The 17,240-nt window shown below is 71.6% G+C and carries 11 protein-coding genes; 4 read left to right on the top strand and 7 right to left on the bottom strand.

What is annotated here, in order from left to right; all coding sequences use genetic code 11:
• Window positions 1-20 precede the first annotated feature (20 nt).
• Window positions 21-3,332: a GH92 family glycosyl hydrolase gene (locus ACFYZE_RS13065; protein ID WP_388991861.1), complete on the bottom strand. Its 3,312-nt coding sequence runs from the start codon at window positions 3,330-3,332 to the stop codon at window positions 21-23.
• Between the two features lie 510 nt (window positions 3,333-3,842).
• Here ACFYZE_RS13065 and ACFYZE_RS13060 point away from each other — a divergent pair.
• Window positions 3,843-4,208 carry a hypothetical protein gene (locus tag ACFYZE_RS13060; RefSeq protein WP_388991858.1) on the top strand — a complete coding sequence of 122 codons (366 nt, stop codon included), beginning with the start codon at window positions 3,843-3,845 and terminating at the stop codon, window positions 4,206-4,208.
• A gap of 251 nt (window positions 4,209-4,459) precedes the next feature.
• Here ACFYZE_RS13060 and ACFYZE_RS13055 read toward each other — a convergent pair whose 3' ends face one another.
• The gene (locus ACFYZE_RS13055; RefSeq protein ID WP_388991855.1) at window positions 4,460-7,255 is read right to left on the bottom strand and encodes an aconitate hydratase; all 2,796 of its coding nucleotides are present in this window, start codon (window positions 7,253-7,255) and stop codon (window positions 4,460-4,462) included.
• 288 nt (window positions 7,256-7,543) lie between these two features.
• On the opposite strand from ACFYZE_RS13055, the gene ACFYZE_RS13050 reads away from it, so the two are divergent.
• Complete coding sequence (locus ACFYZE_RS13050) at window positions 7,544-9,073, top strand: helix-turn-helix domain-containing protein (RefSeq protein ID WP_388991852.1); 1,530 nt, start codon at window positions 7,544-7,546, stop codon at window positions 9,071-9,073.
• 137 nt (window positions 9,074-9,210) lie between these two features.
• On the opposite strand, the gene ACFYZE_RS13045 is transcribed toward ACFYZE_RS13050, so the two are convergent.
• The 3 genes from ACFYZE_RS13045 to ACFYZE_RS13035 all read right to left on the bottom strand — a co-directional run bounded on the left by ACFYZE_RS13045 (window position 9,211) and on the right by ACFYZE_RS13035 (window position 11,267).
• Entirely contained in the window at window positions 9,211-9,639 is a 429-nt protein-coding gene (locus ACFYZE_RS13045; RefSeq protein WP_388991849.1) for a DUF6299 family protein, read from the bottom strand.
• 105 nt (window positions 9,640-9,744) lie between these two features.
• Entirely contained in the window at window positions 9,745-10,143 is a 399-nt protein-coding gene (locus ACFYZE_RS13040; protein ID WP_388991846.1) for a RidA family protein, read from the bottom strand.
• Window positions 10,140-11,267, bottom strand: coding sequence for an acyl-CoA dehydrogenase family protein (locus ACFYZE_RS13035; RefSeq protein ID WP_388991843.1), 1,128 nt, complete (start codon window positions 11,265-11,267; stop codon window positions 10,140-10,142). Before ACFYZE_RS13035 ends, ACFYZE_RS13040 begins: the two co-directional genes overlap by 4 nt.
• A 252-nt stretch (window positions 11,268-11,519) precedes the next feature.
• Here ACFYZE_RS13035 and ACFYZE_RS13030 point away from each other — a divergent pair, with 252 nt between their 5' ends.
• Window positions 11,520-13,190 (top strand): AMP-binding protein, encoded by a 1,671-nt coding sequence (locus tag ACFYZE_RS13030; RefSeq protein WP_388992421.1) that lies wholly within the window; start codon window positions 11,520-11,522, stop codon window positions 13,188-13,190.
• 15 nt (window positions 13,191-13,205) lie between these two features.
• Window positions 13,206-14,039 carry a PaaX family transcriptional regulator C-terminal domain-containing protein gene (locus ACFYZE_RS13025; RefSeq protein ID WP_388991840.1) on the top strand — a complete coding sequence of 278 codons (834 nt, stop codon included), beginning with the start codon at window positions 13,206-13,208 and terminating at the stop codon, window positions 14,037-14,039.
• Between the two features lie 22 nt (window positions 14,040-14,061).
• On the opposite strand, the gene ACFYZE_RS13020 is transcribed toward ACFYZE_RS13025, so the two are convergent.
• Entirely contained in the window at window positions 14,062-16,353 is a 2,292-nt protein-coding gene (locus ACFYZE_RS13020; RefSeq protein WP_388991837.1) for a bifunctional salicylyl-CoA 5-hydroxylase/oxidoreductase, read from the bottom strand.
• Between the two features lie 2 nt (window positions 16,354-16,355).
• Window positions 16,356-17,183 carry an enoyl-CoA hydratase family protein gene (locus ACFYZE_RS13015; RefSeq protein ID WP_388991834.1) on the bottom strand — a complete coding sequence of 276 codons (828 nt, stop codon included), beginning with the start codon at window positions 17,181-17,183 and terminating at the stop codon, window positions 16,356-16,358.
• Window positions 17,184-17,240 lie beyond the last annotated feature (57 nt).

Genomic DNA, 17,240 nt, shown 5'->3' with positions numbered 1-17,240 from the left:
TTCGTGCTGGACAGCGCTGATCAGCTGGTGGCGAGGGTGAACACGTGCAGGTCGGTGTCGTCCGGCAGCGTCACGCTCCTGATGCTCCGGCCGACGGGGGCCTCGAAGGGCTTGGTGGCGAAGACGTAGGTCGCCACCGGGTCCTTGTCGGCGCCGGCGACGTTGCGGTACGCCGTCTTCGCGACCACCTCGTTGCCGTACTGGACGGCGCCCCCGCCTCCACCGACGGTCCAGTCGGTGAAGGAGAGGTCGATGCTGTCGCTGGTGCCGTCGGTGTAGGTCACGGTGGCCTTGGTCTGCTCGTTGCCGTTGACGGCGCTGCCGATGAAGCTCACCTTCGCCGCGGGGCCGGCGAGTTCGATGGTCTGTCCGGTCGCGGACGCGTTGTCCGGTCGGCCGCTCGGCGAGTTCGGCCAGGTGAAGGTCAGTCCGTCCACCGTGCCCTGCCTGCCCGCCGTCAGACCGGCGTCCGCCAGGGCCTGGCGGGAGTAGCTCCAGCCGCCGCCGTCGTAGTCGGCCTCGTCGTGGTCGCCCTGGTCGTCCGAGACACCGGTGTTGTTGTAGGCGGCGAGCAGTGTGCCCGGGGCCGCGACCGTCAGCGCCACCGGTTGGACGTAGGAGGTGCCGTCGGAGGTCACGGTGACCCTGACGTCGTGGAAGCCCTGCCGGGCGGCGGGGTCTGCGGTCAGGGTGATCTCCTGGGCGCCGTCCTTGACCGTGCCCTGGGCGGGGTCGGCTGTCACCCCGTCCGGGGTGTCGACCGTGAACCACACCTCGGGGCCCGTGCCGCCGGTCAGGGCCAGGGCGCGGATACCGACCCGGGTGCTGCCGCCCGGGGCGAGGGTCGCGGTGGTCGGGCCGACGCCGATCTGGTACGGCTGCTCGCCCTCGCGGAAGGACGGCGGCGCGTCGGCGGGGTCGCCGCCCCAGGAACGGTCCGGCACGGTGGAGAGGGTGTAGTCGAGCCGGCCGCCGTCACGGACGAAGGACGCGGGCAGCCAGGGGCGTTCGCTGAGGCGACCGTCGACTCTGAGGGACTGGATGTACGGGGCGTCCCCGGCCGCGCCCTCGGCCCGGACCTCGATGTCGTTGCCGTGGGGGCGGTGGATCAGGACGCGCGGGAAGAGCGGGGAGGCGAGGACGAGTTCGGCGCGGGACGGCACCTGCGGGTACATGCCGAGCGCCGAGAAGACGTACCAGGACGACATGGCGCCGAGGTCGTCGTTGCCGGGGATGCCCTCGGGCCTGGTCGACCACAGCCCGGTCATCGCCGCCCGTACCGTCTCCTGGGTCTTGTAGGGCGCGCCCGCGTAGTCGTACAGGTAGGGGGTGTTGATCGACGGCTCGTTGTCCAGTTCCGCCTTGTCGCCGCCGCGGCCGGTGAACGCCCAGCCGCCGTCGGCGTCGTGGAAGAAGGCGTCGAGGCGGGCGAGTGCCTTGTCACGGCCGCCCATCGCCGCGAACAGCCCGGCCGGGTTGTGCTGCACCATCCAGGTGTACTGGGCCGCCGTGCCCTCCACGAAGCCGTTGCCGGTCGACGGGGTGAAGCCGGTGACCCAGCTGCCGTCCGCCTTTCGGCCCGCGATGTAGCCGCCTCCGGGGTCGGCGGCCAGGTTGAAGTTGTTCTGCCACCACTGGGAACGGCGTGCGAAGGCCGACGCGGTGTCCTTCTCCCCCGCCGCCCGGGCGAGCTGGGAGAGCGAGAAGTCCGCCGTGGACATCTCCAGGGTTTCGGCGGCGCCGCCCCAGGCGTTGGAGACGGACGGCATGTAGTGGTGCTCCAGATACTTGTCCAGGGACGGGCGCTGCCCCACCGACAGCACCGGCTTGCCCGCCGACGAGAGGTCCTGCCCGGTCGGGACCGTCGCCGCCTGCACCAGCGAGTCCAGTGCGCCCCGCAGGTCGAAGCGCGTGCCGCCGAAGGCCCGGATTCCCGCGAGGGCGGTCGGTGAGGGGTCGCCGTTCATGACGTGGGTACCGCTCGCGCCGTGCAGCCAGCGGTCCCACACTCCCCCGTTCTGCCGGGCCAGTTCGTACAGGGACTGCGCTATGTCGGAGCCGGTGTCCGGGTTCAGCAGGGTCAGCAGTTGCACCTGGTCGCGGTAGACGTCCCAGCCGGAGAACGTGCCGTACTGGGCCTGGTGGCCGGGGCTCACCCGGTGCACCTCGCCGTCGCTGCCGCGGTAGCGTCCGTCGGTGTCGCTGATCACGTTCGGATGCAGCAGGGCGTGGTAGAGCGCGGTGTAGAAGGTGGTGCGGTCCCGGTCGGTGCCGCCGCCGACCCCTATCGCGCCCAGGCGGTCCCGCCAGGCCCGCCGGGCCGCGTGCTCGACGGACTCGAAGGACCGCCCGTCGGGGTTCTCGGCCCGCAGGTTGGCCTCCGCGCCCGCCTGGCTGACGTAGGAGATGCCGACCTCGACGTTCACCGGATCCGGACCCGGTGCGAACTCGACGTATCCGCCCGCTCCCTTGCCCGCGACGGGACGGCCGCCGTGCGAGAACCCTCCCGTGTCACCGGTCGTGTGCGTCGAGCCCGGGTTCAGCTTGTCGTCCTGCCAGGTGCCGGTCGCCGTGAAGGAGCGGTCGAAGCGGGCCGTGAAGTAGAGCGTGTAGTAGCTGCGTTGTCCCTCGGGATCGAGATAGCCGCAGAAGTCGCCGGAGGTGACGGAACCGGACACCGTGCGGGTCCCCGGGTCGATGGTGACCGTCGAATCCGAGGAGCCCACTTCGGAGTTGGCGGTGCGGATCAGCAGCGAGGCCGGTCTGCCCTCGGGGAACGTGAAGCGGGCCGAGCCGGTGCGCGCGGTCGCCGTCAGGTCGGCCGTGACACCGGAGGACAGGCCCACCTTGTAGTGGCCGGGCTCGGCGGTCTCGTCGGCGTGCGTGAAGTCGGCCGCGTACACGGCGTCCTTGGTGTCGCTCGCCGGTGAGGAGGTGACCTCGCCCGTGTACGGGAAGAACGGGATGTCGCCGCTGCCGCCCGCGCAGCCGGTGCCGGACATGTGGGTCAGGCTGAAGCCCCGGATGCGGGTGGCGTCGTACTGGTAACCGCCGGGCGCGGCCGTTCTCGTCGAGTCGCCCCGGGTGTTCTCGGGACTCCAGGACAGCATGCCGAACGGAACGACGGCGCCGGGGAAGACGTTGCCGCCGTTCCGGGTGCCGATGAGCGGGTCGACGTACGCGGCGGGGTCGCGCACCAGGTCGGATGATGGTCGGGCGCCCGCGGCGAGCGCGGGGGACGGGGGTCCCCCCGCACGAGCGAAGCCGAGAGTGGGGGAGCCACCGACCGCCAGGGCGGCGGCCAGCAGCAGGGACGTCGGACGGAAGCGCATGACGCGGCCCCTCCTCCTTCGGACGGGTCGCGCACCACGGGTCGCACAAGCCGCAGGGACAGTAGCGTGCGCCGGGCGTACGGCGGAAGACCGTCTGCGAAAGGCCCTCCTGCGGAAGGCCGCTTCTGGAACGCCGCTTGTGGAGGCCGTCGTTCGGGCGGAGCGCCGGGATGCACCCTTGAGGGTGAACCACACGGAAGACCCTTGACATCGTTGTCTGAAGTCAAGGTACAGTCATGTACAGACCATTCCGACAACGTTGTCGCCTCCACCGGTCGACACAAGCCATCAGACCCCGGTCCGGCCTACTCCCCCCGGGCCGGGCCGGCTCGCGGACCGGGTGGCACGCACAGCGGCCACCCGGTCCGCCAGAGGCCCGGACAACCCCCCGGCCCCCAACCGTCACTCGTGGGGGCGGTGTTCACCGCTCCGGGGCGCGCGCGGGGCAACCCCAGTGCTCTCGTGGTCATCTACCTGTACGAACGCAATGACCGGGGAGAAGGACGGGTTGTGCACGGTTCCGGTGCGGACGGTGGCCGCGAGAAGGCCACCGCCGGCTCCTGGGGGGCGCCCGCGGTGGCGAACCTTCTGATCGGCGTGCTGGCGATCGTCCCCGGCGTGTGCGTCCGGTGGCTGCTGAACAGGTACCTGCTGCTCCACTGCGTCACCGGGTTCGGCTGCGGCGGCTCGACACCGGGCCAGACCGTCGGTATGACGCTCGGCGCGGTGCTGGGCGGCGGGTTCGTCATCGGGATGGTGCTGGTGGTGGACGTCCTCATGCCGTGGCAGGAGGGCCGACCGCTGCACCTGTGGCTCGGCATGACGACCCTGGTGCCGGCGCCGTTCGCGGTGGCGCAGGTGGCGGGATGGATCTAGGGCTCTCCGTCGACGACGGTTCCGCCATGGGCAGTTCGATCGTGAACTCCGTACGGCCCGGAACACTCCACGGACCGGACCGCCGGGGAAGCGGGAGTGCCGGACATGGCGTCATCCTGTCCCGGTCCGCCGAGGAAACCCTGTGTCCGCACTGAGCACCGGTGATGTCCCCGTTCGGGCGACGGTGCGAAGACGGCGGAGGGCCGCACCCCCGGGCGGGGATGCGGCCCTCGACTGCCGTGCCGGATCGCCTACTTGCGGATCAGGCTGCGCAGCACGTACTGCATGATGCCGCCGTTGCGGTAGTAGTCGGCCTCACCGGGGGTGTCGATGCGGACGACCGCGTCGAACTCGACACCGGTGTCGGTGGTGACCTTGACCGTGCGCGGCGTGGTGCCCTCGTTGATCTCGGTGACGCCGGTGATGGAGAACGTCTCCTCACCCGTCAGGCCGAGGCTCGCGGCGGACTGGCCCTCGGGGAACTGCAGCGGCAGGACGCCCATGCCGATCAGGTTCGAGCGGTGGATGCGCTCGTAGGACTCGGCGATGACGGCCTTGACGCCGAGGAGCGCGGTGCCCTTGGCCGCCCAGTCGCGGGACGAGCCGGAGCCGTACTCCTTGCCGGCCAGGACGACCAGCGGGATGCCGGCGGCCTGGTAGTTCTGCGAGGCGTCGTAGATGAAGGAGACCGGGCCGCCGTCCTGCGTGAAGTCGCGGGTGTAGCCGCCCTCGGTGCCCGGCGCGATCTGGTTGCGCAGGCGGATGTTGGCGAACGTACCGCGGATCATCACCTCGTGGTTGCCGCGGCGGGAACCGTAGGAGTTGAAGTCGCGGCGCTCCACACCGTGCTCGGTGAGGTACTTGCCGGCCGGGGTGTCGGCCTTGATCGCGCCGGCCGGGGAGATGTGGTCGGTGGTGACCGAGTCGCCGAGCTTGGCGAGGACGCGGGCGCCGGTGATGTCCTCGACCGGGGCCGGCTCCATGCCCATGCCCTCGAAGTACGGGGGCTTGCGGACGTAGGTGGACTCCGGGTCCCACTCGAAGGTGTTGCCGGTCGGGACCGGGAGGGACTGCCACTGGGCGTCGCCGGCGAAGACGTCGCTGTAGGACTTGGAGAACATGTCCTCGCCGATGGCGTTGGCGACGACGTCGTTGACCTCGGCCTCGGAGGGCCAGATGTCCTTCAGGTAGACCGGGTTGCCGTCCTGGTCGGTGCCCAGGGCGTCACGGGTGATGTCCACCTTCATGGAGCCCGCGATGGCGTAGGCGACGACCAGCGGCGGGGACGCCAGGTAGTTCATCTTGACGTCGGGGTTGATACGGCCCTCGAAGTTCCGGTTGCCGGAGAGGACCGAGGTGACCGCGAGGTCGTGGTCGTTGACGGCCTTGGAGACCTCCTCCGGCAGCGGGCCGGAGTTGCCGATGCAGGTGGTGCAGCCGTAGCCGACGAGGTTGAAGCCCAGCTTGTCCAGGTACGGGGTGAGGCCGGCCTTCTCGAAGTAGTCCGTGACGACCTTCGAACCCGGGGCGAGGGTGGACTTGACCCACGGCTTGCGGGTCAGGCCCTTCTCGACCGCCTTCTTGGCGACGAGGGCGGCGCCGATCATGACGTACGGGTTGGAGGTGTTGGTGCAGGAGGTGATGGCCGCGACCGTCACCGCACCGTGGTCCAGCTCGTAGGTCGTGCCGTCGGGGGCGGTGACCCGGACCGGGTTGGACGGTACGGCGCCGGTGCCCTGGCCGTGCTGCGGGGCGCCCGCACCGTTCTCCTCGTGACCGTAGGCCGGGGCGTCGGAGGCCGGGAAGGACTCGGCGCTCGCCTCGTCGACCACGGAGTCGGCGGCCGCCGGCGTCTGCGCGACGGGAGCCTCGACGTAGTCGAGGACGTCCTTGGCGAACTGCTGGGCGGCCTCGGCCAGGACGATGCGGTCCTGCGGGCGCTTGGGTCCGGCGATGGAGGGGACGACCGTGGAGAGGTCCAGCTCCAGCTTCTCGGAGAAGTCCGGCTCGGCCTTCGGGTCCAGCCACAGGCCCTGCTGCTTGGCGTAGGCCTCGACGAGCGCGACCTGCTGCTCGCTGCGGCCGGTCAGGCGCAGGTAGTTCAGGGTCTCGTCGTCGATCGGGAAGATCGCGGCGGTGGAGCCGAACTCCGGGGACATGTTGCCGATGGTGGCGCGGTTGGCGAGGCTCGTGGCCGCCACACCCTCGCCGTAGAACTCGACGAACTTGCCGACCACACCGTGCTTGCGGAGCATCTCGGTGATGGTGAGCACGAGGTCGGTGGCGGTGGTGCCGGTGGGCAGCTCGCCGGTGAGCTTGAAGCCGACGACGCGCGGGATGAGCATGGAGACCGGCTGGCCGAGCATCGCGGCCTCGGCCTCGATGCCGCCGACGCCCCAGCCGAGGACGCCGAGGCCGTTGACCATCGTGGTGTGGGAGTCGGTGCCGACCAGGGTGTCCGGGTAGGCCTTGCCGTCGCGGACCATCACGACACGGGCCAGGTGCTCGATGTTCACCTGGTGGACGATGCCGGTGCCCGGCGGGACGACCTTGAACTCGTCGAAGGCGGTCTGGCCCCAGCGCAGGAACTGGTAGCGCTCCTTGTTGCGGCCGTACTCCAGCTCGACGTTGACCTTGAAGGCGTCGTTCGTGCCGAACTTGTCGGCGATGACGGAGTGGTCGATGACCAGCTCGGCCGGCGCGAGCGGGTTGATCTTCGCCGGGTCGCCGCCCAGCTCCTTGACGGCCTCGCGCATGGTGGCGAGGTCCACGACACAGGGCACGCCGGTGAAGTCCTGCATGATCACGCGGGCCGGCGTGAACTGGATCTCCTGCGACGGCTGGGCCTGGGAGTCCCAGTTGCCGAGGGCGCGGATGTGGTCGGCGGTGATGTTCGCGCCGTCCTCGGTGCGGAGCAGGTTCTCCAGCAGGACCTTGAGGCTGTAGGGCAGGCGGGCCGAGCCCTCCACCTTGTCCAGCCGGAAGATCTCGTACGACTCGTCGCCCACCTGCAGCGTGCTGCGGGCGTCGAAGCTGTTCGCCGACACGACAGTCTCCTTCATTGATGTGCGCGTACCACCACGATCCTGCGCCACGGCATCTCGGCCGATCCGCTAAGGTGAGGCTAAGTTAGGTAACCCTTACCGGAGCGGCTACTGCGGTACGCCTCGGCAGATATCTCGATGTCGAGATAACTCTAGTACATGGGGCCGGGTAGGTCATGCGCGGCCGGAGCTCGCCACGACACACCCCTCTCACCAGGCATCACTCTGCTCCCTTCACTCGAATGGACCCCAGAAGATGCCGCATCTCATATCTGAGATAGCCTCAGTCTCATGTCAGACGACTACCTCGTACGCATCGGCAAGCTCATCCGTGTCGCACGCCAGCACCGTGGCCTGACCCAGGCGCAGCTCGCCGAGGCACTCGGTACCAGTCAGAGCGCCGTGAACCGCATCGAGCGGGGCAACCAGAACCTCAGCCTTGAGATGATCGCCCGCATCGGGGACGCCCTGGACAGCGAGATCGTGTCCCTGGGCTACGCGGGCCCCATGCATCTGCGCGTGGTCGGCGGCCGCCGGCTCTCCGGCGCGATCGACGTCAAGACGAGCAAGAACGCCTGCGTGGCGCTGCTGTGCGCCTCACTGCTCAACAAGGGGCGCACGGTGCTGCGCCGCGTCGCCCGCATCGAGGAGGTGTACCGCCTGCTGGAGGTGCTCACCTCGATCGGTGTGCGGACCCGGTGGATAAACGAGGGGGTTGATCTGGAGATCGTCCCGCCCGCGGACCTCGACCTGGACGCCATCGACGCCGAGGCCGCCCGCCGTACGCGGTCCATCATCATGTTCCTCGGTCCGCTGCTGCACCGCCTCGACCGCTTCAAGCTGCCGTACGCGGGCGGCTGCGACCTCGGGACCCGCACCGTCGAGCCCCACATGATCGCGCTGCGCCGCTTCGGGCTCGAGGTCACCGCCACGGAGGGGCTGTACCACGCGGTGGTGGACCGGTCCGTCTCCCCCGGCCGGGCGATCGTCCTGACCGAGCGCGGCGACACCGTGACCGAGAACGCGCTGCTGGCCGCCGCGCGGCACAACGGCGTCACGGTCATCCGCAACGCCTCCTCCAACTACATGGTCCAGGACCTGTGCTTCTTCCTCGAGGCACTCGGCGTCGAGGTCGAGGGCATCGGCACCACCACGCTCACCGTCCACGGCGTGCCGAACATCGACGTCGACGTCGACTACTCCCCCTCCGAGGACCCGGTCGAGGCGATGAGCCTGCTGGCCGCCGCGGTGGTCACCGAGTCGGAACTGACCGTGCGCCGGGTGCCGATCGAGTTCCTGGAGATCGAGCTCGCGGTGCTGGAGGAGATGGGGCTCGACCACGACCGCACGCCCGAGTACTCCGCCGACAACGGCCGTACGCGGCTGGTGGACCTGACCGTGCGGCCCTCCAAGCTGGAGGCGCCGATCGACAAGATCCACCCGATGCCGTTCCCCGGCCTGAACATCGACAACGTGCCGTTCTTCGCGGCCATCGCGGCCGCCGCGCAGGGCAAGACCCTGATCCACGACTGGGTCTACGACAACCGGGCCATCTACCTGACCGACCTCAACCGCCTGGGCGGGCGCCTGCAGTTGCTCGATCCGCACCGGGTGCTGGTCGAGGGCCCGACCCGCTGGCGCGCCGCCGAGATGATGTGCCCGCCCGCGCTGCGCCCCGCCGTGGTCGTCCTGCTGGCGATGATGGCGGCCGAGGGCACGTCCGTGCTGCGCAACGTGTACGTCATCAACCGCGGCTACGAGGACCTGGCGGAGCGGCTGAACTCGGTGGGGGCGCAGATCGAGATCTTCCGGGACATCTGACCCGCGGGCGCCGCCTCACCCGGCCTGACTGCATCGATGCGGGTCTGGAGAAGGTGGGGCGGCACCTGTCAGGGGAGGACCGGGTCACGATGTCGGCGAGGGGCGGCACTCCCGTACGAGCGGCCACTGCCGCCGGGTCAGCTCCTGGCCGTCACGGTGACGTCCTGCTGCCGTACCGCGCGGAAGCGGGGCAGCGGCAGCCCGGAGCCGCTCAGTTCCATCAGCGTGGCCTCGATGTGCGCGGGGCCCGGGGCGTACGCGCCCCGGCGGGTCTCGGAGTTGGTCCAGCGGTGCTCGGCGCCGTCGCACACGGCCGGGGTGCCGCCGACGCCGTGCTGGACGCGGCGGTCGCCCTGGGAGATCGAGGAGGACACCAAGACCGGGCCCCCGGTGCCGCCGGCGCAGCGATAGGTGCCGGAGAGGGTGAGCGTGCCGTCGGGCGCCAGGTACCCGGCCGGGTCGACGGTCACCTCGTCGGACGAGCGGGACAGGGCACCCGTGGCGGGGGCGGAGAACAGGAGCACAGCGGCGCCGACGACCGGCACGGCGACCTGGCGCAGAGACATGGAAGCACCTCCTGGACTGGGGGGTTCCACAGGTACCGGGAGGACCCGGTACGGCCCGTGATCCTCACCCCTTCGGTGGCGAGTCCCCACCGGGTCCGGCCGGTCCTACGGGAGCACGGCGAAGCCGTCCAGTTCAACGAGCGCCTGCTCGTCCCACAGGCGCGTGATCCCCACGACGGCCATGGCAGGGTAGTCACGGCCCGCAAGCCGTCGCCAGATGCGGCCCAGTTCTGGGCTGTGCGCGCGGTAGTCGGCCACGTCGGTGGCGTAGACGGTGACGCGGGCGAGGTCGGCGGGGGTGCCGCCGGCGGCGCGCAGCGCGGTGAGCAGGTTGGCGAGGGCGTGTTCGAACTGCTCGGGGAGCGTGTCGCCGGTCACCTTGCCGTCGCCGTCGAGGGCGGTCTGGCCCGCCAGGAAGACCACGCGGGTGCCGGTGGCGACGACCGCGTGCGAGAACCCCTTGGCCGGGGAGAGGGCGGGCGGGTTGACGCGCTCGCTGGTCACGGGGCCTCCACGGTGGCGTACAACTCCTTGGCGACGATGCCGCGTTGCACCTCGCTCGCGCCCTCGTAGATGCGCGGGGCGCGCACTTCGCGGTAGAGGTGTTCGAGGAGGTGGCCGCGGCGCAGTGCGCGGGCGCCGTGCAGCTGGACGGCGGCGTCGACGACGTACTGCGCGGTCTCGGTGGCGAGCAGCTTCCCCATGGCGGCCCGCTTCGGGACGTCCGGGGCTCCTTCGTCGTACGCCGTCGCCGCCGAGTAGACCATGAGGCGGGCTGCCTCGGTGCGCAGGGCCATCTCGGCGACCTGGTGGGAGACCGCCTGGAGGTCCTTAAGCCGGGCGCCGAAGGCGTTCCGTGCTGCGGTGTGGGCGAGCGTCGCGTCGAGGGCGGCCTGCGCCATGCCGACCGCGAACGCGCCGACGCTGGGGCGGAAGAGGTTGAGGGTGCCCATGGCGACCCGGAAGCCGCGGTCGGCCTCCCCGAGCAGGTCGTCCTCGGTCACGGGCACCGCGTCGAAGGCGAGCGTGCCGATGGGGTGCGGGGAGAGCATGTCGAGGGGGGTGCCGGTCAGGCCGGGGCGGTCGGCGGGGACGAGGAACGCGGTCACACCGCGGGCGCCCGCGCCGGGGGTGGTGCGGGCGAAGACGGTGTAGAAGTCGGCCTCCGGGGCGTTGGAGATCCAGCACTTCTCGCCGGTGAGCCGCCACCCTGAGGAGCCGTCGGCCTCGGCCGCGAGGGCCAGCGCCGCCGCGTCCGACCCCGCGTCCGGCTCGGTCAGCGCGAAGGCGGCGACCGTGGTGCCGGCCCGGACGCCGGGCAGCCAGCGGGCGCGCTGGGCCGGTGTCCCGTAGGCGTGCACGGGGTGGGCGCCCAGTCCCTGCAGGGCGAGGGCCGTCTCCGCCTCGGTGCAGGCGTACGCCAGCGACTCCCGCATCAGGCACAGTTCCAGCGCGCCGGAGGTGAACAGCCGGTCGAGCAGAGCGAGTTGGCCGAGTTCGGTGACGAGGGCGCGGTTGACGCGGCCGGGTTCCCCCTTCTCGGCGAGCGGACGCAGCCGTTGCTCGGCCAGGGTGCGCAGTTCCGCACACCAGGCCAGCTGGGCGGGGTCGAGCGAGAATGCGGTCATGGCCGGTCCCCTCTCCCTGGCGGCCCCTCGGGGCCGGGTGGGCTGCTCACCCGAACGTATCGCGGACCATTGACTGTCGTCACCAACACGATACGCTCGATGCGCGAGCCCACCACGACAAGGGGGCGAGACGCCTTGGACCCGAGGGACGCCACCAGCGCCACGGACACAGCGAGCGCCACCGACACCGCGAGCGCCACGGACACCGCGGGCGCCGCGGACACAGCGAACGCCCCAGTCACCGCGAGCGCCGTGGACACCACGAGCACCCCAGTCACCGCGAGCCGCGCGTCGGTCGCGGCTCCGCCACCGGCTCCCACCGCCCACCTCGACACCTTCGCCCGTGACCGTCTCCCGCCCCGCGAGCAGTGGCCCGAGCTCCGCTTCGACCTGCCCGAGCTGCGCTACCCCGAACGGCTGAACGCCGCGGTGGAGCTGCTCGACGGCACCGCCCCCGACCGCCCGGCCTTCCGCACGGCGGACGGCGACGTGTGGACGTACGGACAGCTCCGCGCCCGTGTCGACCGCGTCGCGCACGCGCTCACCTCCCGCCTCGGCGTCGTCCCCGGCAACCGTGTCCTGCTGCGCGGCCCCACCACCCCCTGGCTCGCCGCCTGCTGGCTCGCGGTCCTGAGGGCGGGCGCGATCGCCGTCACCGTCCTCGCCCAGCAGCGCCCGCACGAGCTGCGCACGATGTGCGACATCGCCCGGGTCCACCACGCCCTGTGCGACGTCCGCGTGCTCGACGACCTGGTGAAGGCCGATGTTCCCGGGCTGCGCATCACCCCGTACGGCGGCGACGCCCCCGACGACCTGCTGCGGCTGCCAGTGCCCGAGGAGCCGTACGCGCCGGTGGACACCGCGGCCGACGACGTGGCGCTGATCGCCTTCACCTCCGGCACCACGGGCCGCCCGAAGGGATGCATGCACTTCCACCGCGACGTGCTCGCCATCGCGGACACCTTCTCCAGACACGTCCTGCGTCCGCGTCCCGACGACGTCTTCGCGGGCAGCCCCCCGCTCGGCTTCACCTTCGGGCTCGGCGGACTCGTCGTCTTCCCGCTGCGGGCCGGCGCCAGCTCCCTGCTGCTCGAACAGGCGGCTCCGAAGCAGTTGTTGCCCGCGATCGCCGAGCACCGGGTCTCGGTGCTGTTCACCGCGCCGACCGCCTACCGGGCGATGCTCGATGAGCTGGACGCGTACGACACGACATCGCTGCGGCGCTGTGTGTCGGCCGGTGAGAACCTTCCCGAGGCCACCTGGCGGGCCTGGCACGAGCGCACCGGTGTGCGCATCGTCAACGGCATCGGCGCCACCGAGCTGCTGCACATCTTCGTCTCGGCCGCGGACGACCGGATCCGGCCGGGAACCACGGGGGTTCCGGTCCCGGGGTGGCACGCGCGGGTGCAGGACGCGAACGGCGTACCCGTACCGGACGGCGAGCCCGGGCTGCTGGCGGTGCGCGGACCGGTCGGCTGCCGCTATCTCGCCGATGCACGGCAGCGGGAGTACGTACGGGGCGGCTGGAACATCACCGGCGACACCTATGTCCGCGAGCCAGACGGCTACTTCCGCTACGTGGCCCGCGCCGACGACATGATCATCTCCGCCGGGTACAACATCGCAGGGCCCGAGGTCGAGGACGCCCTGCTGCGCCATCCGGACGTGGTCGAGACGGCGGTCGTCGGGCGGCCCGACGAGGTGCGCGGGCAGGTCGTGGTGGCGTACGCGGTCCTCAGGGAGGGCGCGCGACGCGACCCGGAGGCGCTGCGCGCCTTCCTGACGTCGGAGCTGGCGCCGTACAAGTGCCCGCGCGAGTTCGTCTTCCTGGACGCTCTGCCGCGCACGGCGACGGGCAAGCTCCAGCGGTTCCGGCTGCGGGCGGACGCCGACCCGGTGCCCGTGCGAGGTGATCATGAGTGACGCCGACGATCTAAAGTGATCAACGTGTCCGATCAGCACGCCCAGCACGCCCCCAGGTCCCTCATCGTCACGTTCTACGGCGCCTACGGCCGCTTCACCCCCGGCCCGGTCCCCGTGGCCGAGCTGATCCGGCTGCTCGCCGCGGTCGGCGTGGACGCGCCCTCCGTACGGTCGTCGGTGTCGCGGCTGAAGCGGCGCGGACTGCTCGTGCCGGAGCGCACGGCGACGGGCGCGGCCGGGTACGCGCTGTCGCCGGACGCACGGCAGCTGCTGGAGGACGGTGACCGCCGGGTGTACGCGACGGCGCCCCCGAAGGACGAGGGCTGGGTGCTGGCCGTGTTCTCCGTGCCGGAGTCGGAGCGGCAGAAGCGGCACCTGCTGCGCTCCCGGCTGGCGGGGCTCGGTTTCGGCACCGCGGCCCCCGGGGTGTGGATCGCGCCCGCACGCCTGTACGAGGAGAGCCGGCACACTCTGGAGCGGCTGCACCTGGACGCGTACGTGGACTTCTTCCGCGGGGACCACCTCGGCTTCGCGCCGACCGCGGAGGCGGTGGGGCGCTGGTGGGACCTGGCCGCGATCGCCAAGCAGCACGAGGCGTTCCTCGACCGCCACGCAGGCGTGCTGCGCGACTGGGAGTCCCGCGAGGACACACCGCCCGAGGAGGCGTACCGCGACTATCTGCTCGCCCTGGACTCCTGGCGCCATCTGCCCTACGCCGACCCCGGGCTGCCGCCCGGCCTGCTGCCCGCGAACTGGCCGGGCGCCCGCTCGGCGGCGGTCTTCCGGGCGCTGCACGAGCGGCTGCGGGACGCGGGGGCGGTGTTCGCGGGCGTGGCGGATCTGCCGTAGGCGCCCCGGGCGCCTCGCGGCTTCAGCTCCCCAGCGTCAGGCGGGGTTTGGGGGCGTCGGTGCGGCCGGTGTTGGGGCGCCTGCTGCCCGCCCGGTAGGACGCGGGCCACACCGCGCCCTGCCCGCTGTAGCCCTGTTCGGCCGCGGCGTGCAGGGTCCAGTGCGGGTCGTACAGATGCGGCCGGGCGAGGGCGCACAGGTCGGTTCGCCCGGCCAGGATCAGCGAGTTGACGTCGTCCCAGGAGGAGATGGCGCCCACCGCGATCACCGGAATGCCCGTCTCGTGGCGGATCCGGTCGGCGTACGGCGTCTGGTACGAGCGCCCGAACGCCGGCTTCTCCTCCGCCACCACCTGCCCGGTGGACACGTCGATGGCGTCGGCGCCGTGCGCGGCGAACGCGCGGGCGATCTCGACGGCCTCCTCGGCCGTGGTGCCGCCCTCCGCCCAGTCGGTCGCGGAGATCCGCACGGTCATGGGCCGCTCCTCGGGCCACACCGCGCGCACGGCGTCGAAGACCTCGAGCGGGAAGCGGAGCCGGCCGGCGAGCGAGCCGCCGTAGACGTCGGTGCGGTGGTTGGTGAGCGGTGAGAGGAAGCCGGAGAGCAGATAGCCGTGGGCGCAGTGGAGTTCCAGGAGGTCGAAGCCGACGCGGGCGGCGCGGGCGGCGGCGGAGGTGAACTGCTCGCGGATGTCGGTCAGTTGGGCGCGGGAGAGCTCGCGGGGCGTCTGGCCGCCCGGCTTGTACGGGATCGGCGAGGCGGCCACGAGCGGCCAGTTGCCCTCCTGAAGCGGCTCGTCCATGCCCTCCCACATCAGCTTGGTGGAGCCCTTGCGGCCGCTGTGCCCGAGCTGCACCCCGATCGCGGTTCCCGGCACCTGGCTGTGCACGAAGTCGGTGACGCGCCGCCACGCCTCGGCCTGCCGTCCGGTGTAGAGGCCGGCGCAGCCCGGGGTGATGCGGCCCTCGGGGCTCACGCACACCATCTCGGTCATCACCAGCCCGGCGCCGCCGAGCGCCCGTGCGCCCAGGTGGACGAGATGGAAGTCGCCGGGGACGCCGTCCACGGCCGAGTACATGTCCATCGGCGAGACCACGACCCGGTTGCGCAGGGTCAGGCCGCGCAGCCGGAAGGGGGTGAACATCGGGGGTGTGCCGGGCGGGCAGCCGAACTCGCGTTCCACCGCCTCGGTGAAGCGGGAGTCGCGCAGCCGCAGGTTGTCGTGGGTGACCCGGCGGCTGCGGGTGAGCAGGTTGAAGGCGAACTGGCGGGGCGGCTGGCCGAGGTACAGCCTGAGGTTCTCGAACCACTCCAGGCTGGCGCGGGCCGCGCGCTGGGTGGAGGCGACCACCGGGCGTCGCTCCTCCTCGTAGGCGGCCAGGGCCTCGGGCAGCGAGGCGTGCTCCTGCAGGCAGGCCACCAGGGCGAGCGCGTCCTCCACCGCGAGTTTCGTGCCGGAGCCGATGGAGAAGTGCGCGGTGTGCGCCGCGTCGCCGAGCAGGACCAGGTTGCCGTGGGACCAGTGCTCGGTGACGACCGTGCGGAAGGTGGTCCAGGAGGAGTTGTTGGAGCGCAGGGGCCGGCCGCGCAGGGCGTCAGCGAAGATCTTGGCGCAGCGCTCGATGGTCTCGGCGGTGTCCGACTCGGCGAACCCGGCCGCGTGCCACACCTCCTCCCGCATCTCCACGATGACGGTCGATGCGTCTGCGCTGTAGGGATAGCCGTGCAGTTGCATCACGCCGTGCTCCGTCTCGGCGATCTCGAAGCGGAAGGCGTCGAAGGGGAAGTCGGCGGCGAGCCAGATGTACCGGCAGCGGTGCTCCTCGATCGAGGGCCGGAACACCTCGGCGTACGCCTCGCGTGTGCCGCTGTGCACTCCGTCGGCGGCGATGACGAGGTCGTACGCCTCCGAGAGCCGGGCCGGGTACGGAGCCTCGGTGCAAAAGCGCAGGTCGACGCCGAGTGAGCGGCAGCGCTCGTGCAGGATCGTCAGCAGCCGCCGCCTGCCGAGCGCGGCGAAGCCGTGGCCGCCGGAGGTGTGGCGCACGCCCCGGTGCACGATGTCGATGTCGTCCCACCGCACGAACTCGTCCTTCAGCGCGGCGTACACGACGGGGTCGGCGTGCTCGATACCCCCGAGGGTCTCGTCGGACAGGACGACACCGAACCCGAACGTGTCGTCGGGAGCGTTCCGCTCCCAGACGGTGACCTCGCGGGCCGGGTCGAGCCGCTTGAGCAGGACGGCGGCGTAGAGCCCGCCGGGGCCGCCGCCGATGACGGCGACGCGCAGCGGCCGCCCTCCGGTGCCGGTCATGGTCACCTCCCCCGCCACTTCGGTGGCCGTTTCTCGGAGAAGGCCGCGTGGAACTCCGCGTAGTCCTCGCTGTTCATCAGCAGAGCCTGGGTCGCCGCGTCCAGTTCCACCGATGCCGCGAGCGGCATGTCCAGTTCGGCCGTGAGGAGGGCCTTGGTCTGGGCGTACGCCAGCGCCGGGCCGTCGGCCAGGCGGCGGGCCAGCGCCTGTGCCGCCTCGTCGGCGCCGCCCTCCTCCGTCACCTCGCTGATCAGGCCGATCCGCTCGGCCTCGGCCGCCCGCACCGGCTCACCCAGCATGAGCAGCCGGGTCGCGTGGCCGAGCCCGACCACCCGGGGCAGCAGATACGCGGCTCCCATGTCGCCCCCGGAGAGCCCGACCCTGGTGAAGAGGAACTGGAAGCGCGCGGTGGGGTCCGCCACGCGGAAGTCCGCGGCCAGGGCCAGGACGGCGCCCGCGCCCGCGGCCACCCCGTGCACCGCCGCGACCACCGGGAACGGGCATTCCCGCAGGGCCCGTACGACCTGCCCGGTCATCCGGTTGAAGTCCAGCAACTGGGCGGTGTCCATGGACAGCGTGGCGCCGATGATCTCGTCCACGTCTCCGCCCGAGCAGAAGCCGCGCCCCTCTCCGCTCAGGACCAGGGCGCGCACGGACTTCTCCCGGGACAGTTCGGCGAGCAGGTCGCGCAGGTCGGCGTAGGCGCCGAAGGTGAGCGCGTTGATCTTTCCGGGGCGGGCCAGGGTGACCGTGGCGACCCCGTTGTCGTGGACGCACCGCACATGGCGCCAGTCGGAGGTGCGTGCGGCGGAGCCGGTGAAGGGACTCATGACGGGCGGCCTCCTCGGACGGGGGCGGCGGTCCTCGCTGCTGCTCTCCCACTGAAG

The organism is Streptomyces sp. NPDC001796 (assembly GCF_042892355.1).
In the GTDB taxonomy this organism is placed as follows: domain Bacteria; phylum Actinomycetota; class Actinomycetes; order Streptomycetales; family Streptomycetaceae; genus Streptomyces.
Note: the sequence above shows the minus strand (reverse complement) of the source record. Positions and strands in the feature narration are given on the sequence as shown.

Bases quoted from the DNA above. Each gene is read 5' to 3' on its own strand.
- ACFYZE_RS13065 (WP_388991861.1), bottom strand. From the start codon at position 3,332: ATGCGCTTCCGTCCGACGTCCCTGCTGCTGGCCGCCGCCCTGGCGGTC.
- ACFYZE_RS13050 (WP_388991852.1), top strand. From the start codon at position 7,544: ATGTCAGACGACTACCTCGTACGCATCGGCAAGCTCATCCGTGTCGCA.
- ACFYZE_RS13045 (WP_388991849.1), bottom strand. From the start codon at position 9,639: ATGTCTCTGCGCCAGGTCGCCGTGCCGGTCGTCGGCGCCGCTGTGCTC.
- ACFYZE_RS13035 (WP_388991843.1), bottom strand. From the start codon at position 11,267: ATGACCGCATTCTCGCTCGACCCCGCCCAGCTGGCCTGGTGTGCGGAA.
- ACFYZE_RS13020 (WP_388991837.1), bottom strand. From the start codon at position 16,353: ATGACCGGCACCGGAGGGCGGCCGCTGCGCGTCGCCGTCATCGGCGGC.
- ACFYZE_RS13015 (WP_388991834.1), bottom strand. From the start codon at position 17,183: ATGAGTCCCTTCACCGGCTCCGCCGCACGCACCTCCGACTGGCGCCAT.